General features: G+C 63.4%; 6 protein-coding genes and 1 pseudogene. 5 read left to right on the top strand and 2 right to left on the bottom strand.

Annotated elements, in window-relative coordinates; all coding sequences use genetic code 11:
* Both ENZ74_RS21245 and ENZ74_RS21240 read left to right on the top strand, forming a co-directional pair.
* A pseudogene (locus ENZ74_RS21245) lies at positions 1-335 on the top strand (ABC transporter substrate-binding protein); the annotation flags it as partial.
* Positions 335-1,360: a P1 family peptidase gene (locus ENZ74_RS21240; protein WP_063167825.1), complete on the top strand. Its 1,026-nt coding sequence runs from the start codon at positions 335-337 to the stop codon at positions 1,358-1,360. The pseudogene ENZ74_RS21245 and the gene ENZ74_RS21240, both read left to right, overlap by 1 nt.
* A 9-nt stretch (positions 1,361-1,369) precedes the next feature.
* On the opposite strand, the gene ENZ74_RS21235 is transcribed toward ENZ74_RS21240, so the two are convergent.
* Positions 1,370-1,624, bottom strand: a complete 255-nt coding sequence (locus tag ENZ74_RS21235; protein WP_013532118.1) for a DUF2171 domain-containing protein — start codon at positions 1,622-1,624, stop codon at positions 1,370-1,372.
* Between the two features lie 128 nt (positions 1,625-1,752).
* Between ENZ74_RS21235 and ENZ74_RS21230 the strand changes: the two genes are divergently transcribed.
* The 3 genes from ENZ74_RS21230 (at position 1,753) to purB (ending at position 4,366) form a co-directional block, all read left to right on the top strand.
* The gene (locus tag ENZ74_RS21230) at positions 1,753-2,478 is read left to right on the top strand and encodes a DUF2259 domain-containing protein (RefSeq protein WP_013532119.1); all 726 of its coding nucleotides are present in this window, start codon (positions 1,753-1,755) and stop codon (positions 2,476-2,478) included.
* 107 nt (positions 2,479-2,585) lie between these two features.
* Complete coding sequence (locus tag ENZ74_RS21225) at positions 2,586-2,999, top strand: hypothetical protein (RefSeq protein ID WP_082826442.1); 414 nt, start codon at positions 2,586-2,588, stop codon at positions 2,997-2,999.
* Between the two features lie 59 nt (positions 3,000-3,058).
* Positions 3,059-4,366 carry an adenylosuccinate lyase gene (gene purB, locus ENZ74_RS21220; protein ID WP_063167823.1) on the top strand — a complete coding sequence of 436 codons (1,308 nt, stop codon included), beginning with the start codon at positions 3,059-3,061 and terminating at the stop codon, positions 4,364-4,366.
* Positions 4,367-4,491: 125 nt separating this feature from the next.
* Here the strand turns inward: purB and ENZ74_RS21215 are convergent.
* On the bottom strand, positions 4,492-5,090 hold a 599-nt coding region (locus ENZ74_RS21215; RefSeq protein ID WP_164761108.1), incomplete at its 5' end, for a VOC family protein.

Below are 5,090 nucleotides of genomic sequence, written 5' to 3'. Positions count from 1 at the left end.
CGCCCGGCGACGTGCCCTATTCCTTGGGCACACTGATGATCGCACCGCCGGAATGGGCCGATGTCGCCGATCCAAAAGTGCTGGCGGCCTTTGCCGCGCAGAAAGTCGTGCCCGACGGCTATACGCTGCCGGCCTTTGCGGCGGTCGAAATCGCCAAGGCAGCGTCGGGCTTGTCCGAAAGCTCGGGCAAACCACTGACCGAAGCTCTGACCGGACAGGATTTCACCACGGCGATCGGGCCGATCCGGTTTGATGCGAAAGGCGATCTCAGCCGGAGCCCCTACCGCGTCTTCCGCTTCGATGGCACGCGCTTTGCGCCCTTGGAAAGCAACTGATGTTTCGCACCGGCCCACGCAACCTGATCACCGACGTTGCCGGCCTGCGCGTCGGCAATGCGTCCGACGCCAGGCTGAAATCCGGGGTAACGACCGTGCTTTGCGATGCGTCCACAGTGGCCGGCGTTCAGATCCTGGGCGGTGCGCCGGGCACCCGCGAGACCGACCTGCTCGAACCGCACAATTCCGTCGATGTGGTGCACGCCGTGGTGCTTTCGGGCGGCTCGGCTTTCGGCCTCGACGCAGCTTCCGGCGTGCAGGCGGCGTTGCGTGAACGCGGCATCGGCCTCGAGGTCGGCGGTTTTCGCGTTCCGATCGTGCCGTCGGCGATCCTGTTCGACCTGCGCAATGGCGGCGACAAGGATTGGGGCCGTTATCCGCCCTACCGCGAGCTTGGCTATGAAGCCGCGCAAACCGCCACCGCCGATTTCCAACTCGGCACCATCGGCGCCGGCACCGGCGCGCTCACTTCGGGGCTGAAAGGCGGCCTCGGCTCCGCCTCGACGCTGCTCGACAATGGCGTCACCATCGGCGCGCTGGCCGCCGTCAATCCGACCGGTTCGGTGACCACAGGCCGAACCCGCCATTTCTGGGCGGCACCGTTCGAAATCGGCGACGAATTCGGTGGGCTTGGCTATCCCTCGCCGATGCCTGACGAGGCGAACCGGATTCTTTTGAAGTACCGCGACAAACATTTTGGCCGGCAGACGGAGACCGGCGGCAACACCACCATCGCCGTCATTGCCACCGATGCGGTGCTCACAAAGGCTGCCGCCAAGCGCCTGGCGATGTCGGCGCATGATGGATTCGTGCGCGCCATCTGGCCGACGCACACGCCGGCCGATGGCGACCTTGTGTTCGCGCTGGCGACCGGCACGAGCGGTATCGAACTCTCCGCCGATGCAGCAATCGATCTCTACGCCGCCGCCGGCGCCACCATGGCGCGCGCCATCAGCCGAGGCGTCTATGCCGCGACACCTGCCGAAAACGATCTGTTTCCGGTCTGGTCGTCACGCATGAAGTGAAGCGATCAATCAGACCGGATCGGACTTTTCTTCCTCGAACGTCACCGCGACATCAGAATTCGCCGACAGCCAGACCTTCTTGCCGTCGACTTCGGCAATCAGGCTCAGGGGAATGTAGTGGTGATGGCCCTTGTGGGCGCCCTCGCCGCTATCGGCCTTGGTTAGCTTGATGCGCTGGCCATCGACCTTGTCGACAGTGCCGACATGCACGCCATCGGCGCCGACGACTTCCATATGCTCACGAATTTTGCTGGTGTCGGTCATGGTGGTTCTCCATTGGGACTGCCGACAATAACAAATGACGGGCCGATTGGATGCATCGGCTTTCGCACCGCACGACGTTTTGATTCCGTCGTGCTAGGGGATTGAAACGATCACGGGGGTGAAGACCGATGCGAATGCTCTTTCTGTTTGCCGTTGGCCTGCTTGCACAGCTTGCGACCTCGATCGCGGCTCATGCCGGCGATGTCGCTGAACTTGAGATCCTCGGCTTCACCAAGGACGGCAGCGTCTTCGCTTTCGAGGAATATGGCGTGCAGGATGGATCGGGCTTTCCCTATGCCAACCGCTACTACATCGACACCAGCACCGACAGCTTTCTGAAGGGCACGCCGATCCGGGTCCGGCTTGAGGACGAGAATGCCAAACTGGATGCGGTGCGCCTTCAGGCCCGGCAAAAAGGCGAATCCATTGTCAGCCAGGCCGAGTTGGACGCCAACCGCGGCATCACCGCGGGTTTCAACCCGGTGACCGAGCTTTCGGCGGATCCGCACCGGATGGCGGTCAATCCGCGCCCGATCTTCACTCCGGTCGACCCACCGCTCGAGTTCCGGCTCGACGAGTTGGGCATGAACAACGCCGATGGCTGCGAGAGCCAGGGCGAAATCAACGGCTTCCGGCTGCTGCGCATCGAGGCGCAGGATGGCGGCACGACCAAGCTGCTGCACGAGGACAAGGCGATACCGAAAAGCCGGGGTTGCCCGAACGGCTATCGCATCGGCGCCGTGCAGACCTTTTCCATGGACAGCCTCAGCGCCTATGCCGTGCTGATCGCGGTGCGCCAATACGGCTTTGAAGGCCCGGACTTTCGCTGGATCGCGGTGACCGGCCGCCTGTGACACCCCCTGCTCAACCCGCCGCGCGCGATCGTGCGCTGAACCGCCTTCGCCGCGCGATACCGACGCCGCGCACAGCACTTGTCGGCGCCTTGTTGTGGGCTGTGACAATGGGCGCCAGCGCGCTCCTCACCTTGTTTTTGGGCGACTGGGAGACGCCGGCGAAAATCCGCATTGTCACCATGCTGTTTGCGGCGGGAGCTGCGCTGGCCTTCCCGATCGGCCTGTTCGCGGCGCGGCTGGTCTCGCAGGGAAGACGCTGGGAAGTCGCTTTCGCCGCGGCCTTCGTGTGCCTAGCAGCGGCGACGATCGGCCTGACCGGCGGGCTGTTTGCCCTGCAGTACCGCTCCTACTACGCCGAGTGGCATGCGCCTGCTTTCACCCGCACCTGGGTCCTCCAGTTCGTCTTCACGACGTTGATTGCGCTCTATCAATTCGTGGTGCTGGGCATCCGGCTCTATTTTCCAGTTGGTTTCATCGCTCTGTTTGCCGCGGGCGTCTGGTTTGCGCGCCAGCGGCGTTGAGCATTTTGCTCGCCTCTGTTAGGACGCGGGCAAACTTCTCGATATGTCAGGACTGACCGATGATCCCTCGCTATTCCCGGCCGGAAATGGTCGCCATCTGGTCGCCAGAAACCCGGTTCCGCATCTGGTTCGAGATCGAAGCCTATGCCTGCGATGCGCTGGCCGAACTCGGCGTCATCCCCAGGGAAGCGGCAAAAACCATCTGGGAAAAGGGCAGTGCCGCAAAATTCGACGTCGAGGCGATCGACGAGATCGAACGCGTCACCAAGCATGACGTCATCGCCTTCCTGACCCATCTTGCCGAATTCGTCGGGCCGGACGCCCGCTTCATCCACCAGGGCATGACCTCGTCCGACGTTCTCGACACCTGCTTCGCCGTACAGCTGACCCGCGCCAGCGACATCCTGCTCGCCGATATCGATGGTCTGCTTGCAGCGCTCAAGCGCCGCGCCTTCGAGCACAAGAACACCGTCACCATTGGCCGCAGCCACGGCATCCATGCCGAGCCGACGACCTTCGGCGTCAAGCTGGCGCAGGCCTATGCCGAGTTCTCGCGCTGCCGCGAGCGGTTGGTGTACGCGCGTGAGGATATCGCCACCTGTGCGATCTCCGGGGCGGTCGGCACCTTCGCCAACATCGACCCCTATGTCGAGGAGCATGTGGCGGCTAAGCTCGGCCTGAAGCCCGAGCCGGTGTCGACACAAGTAATCCCGCGTGATCGCCACGCGATGTTCTTCGCCACGCTCGGCGTCATCGCCTCGTCGGTCGAGCGGCTGTCGATCGAGATAAGGCATTTGCAGCGCACCGAAGTGCTCGAAGCGGAAGAGTATTTTTCGCCGGGCCAAAAGGGCTCGTCGGCCATGCCGCACAAGCGCAACCCTGTGCTGACCGAAAACCTCACCGGCCTTGCCCGCATGGTTCGCTCCATGGCGATGCCGGCGATGGAGAATGTGGCGCTCTGGCACGAGCGCGACATTTCCCACTCCTCGGTCGAGCGCATGATCGGCCCTGACGCCACCGTGACGCTCGATTTCGCACTGTCGCGGCTGACCGGCGTCATCGACAAGCTGCTCGTCTATCCCGACAACATGCTGAAGAACATGAACAAGTTCCGCGGCCTCGTGCATTCGCAGCGTGTCATGCTGGCGCTGACGCAGGCTGGGTTGTCTCGCGAAGACTCCTACCGTCTGGTCCAGCGCAACGCCATGAGGGTGTGGGAGCAAGGCGCTGATTTTCTTGAAGAATTACTGGCCGACAAGGAAGTGACCGCTGCCCTGCCCGAGGCCGAAATCCGCGAGAAATTCGACCTGGGCTATCACACCAAGCACGTCGACACGATCTTCAAGCGGGTGTTTGGCAAAGCCTGAGGCAAAGCGCTATACCGTCGCTGGCCGCGAGCGGCAGGCTTCACCTTCTCCCCTGTGGGAGAAGGTGGATCGGCGCGCAACGCCGCGACGGTTGAGGGGTGCTCCAGCTTGGCGCAGCCCTCAAATCAAGCCTTGCCGGGAACAGTCCTGATCACCGTGCCCCATGGATCTTCGCGGGTCACCGGGCTGGTCACATTGTCCGAACGCATCTCCACCCAGGCCAGACCCGACCGGCTGGGATCGCGGCGGCCGGCGCCCGAACTCTGCCAGGCGTTGGCGCCGATGTGGTGGTGATAGCCGCCTGACGACAGGAACACCGCCTGGCCGCCATATTTGGCCACCGTGTCGAAGCCGAATTCCTGGTTCCACCAGGCTTCGGCGTCTTCCGGCCTGCCGACGCGCAGGTGGACATGGCCGACGACGCTGTTTTCCGGCGCGCCCTGCCAGCCGGCGTCACCCGCAGGCACTTCGGCAACGACGGACGGAATGTTCATCCGCTCGGTCGCCATCGCCACCTTGTCGCCATTCCACTTCCAGTCCTGCGGACGGCGGTCGGCATAGATCTCGATGCCATTGCCTTCGGGATCGGTCAGGTACAGTGCTTCGCTGACCAGATGGTCGGAAGCGCCCTCGATGGCGATCTTGTTTGATATGGCGTGGTTGATCCAGCGGCCGAGATCGGCACGGCTGGGCAGCAGGAAGGCCGTATGGAACAGGCCTGCGC

Source organism: Mesorhizobium sp. M7A.F.Ca.CA.002.15.2.1 (genome assembly GCF_003998715.1).
Taxonomy (GTDB): domain Bacteria; phylum Pseudomonadota; class Alphaproteobacteria; order Rhizobiales; family Rhizobiaceae; genus Mesorhizobium; species Mesorhizobium ciceri.
This window is presented reverse-complemented; position numbering and strand designations above follow the sequence as displayed.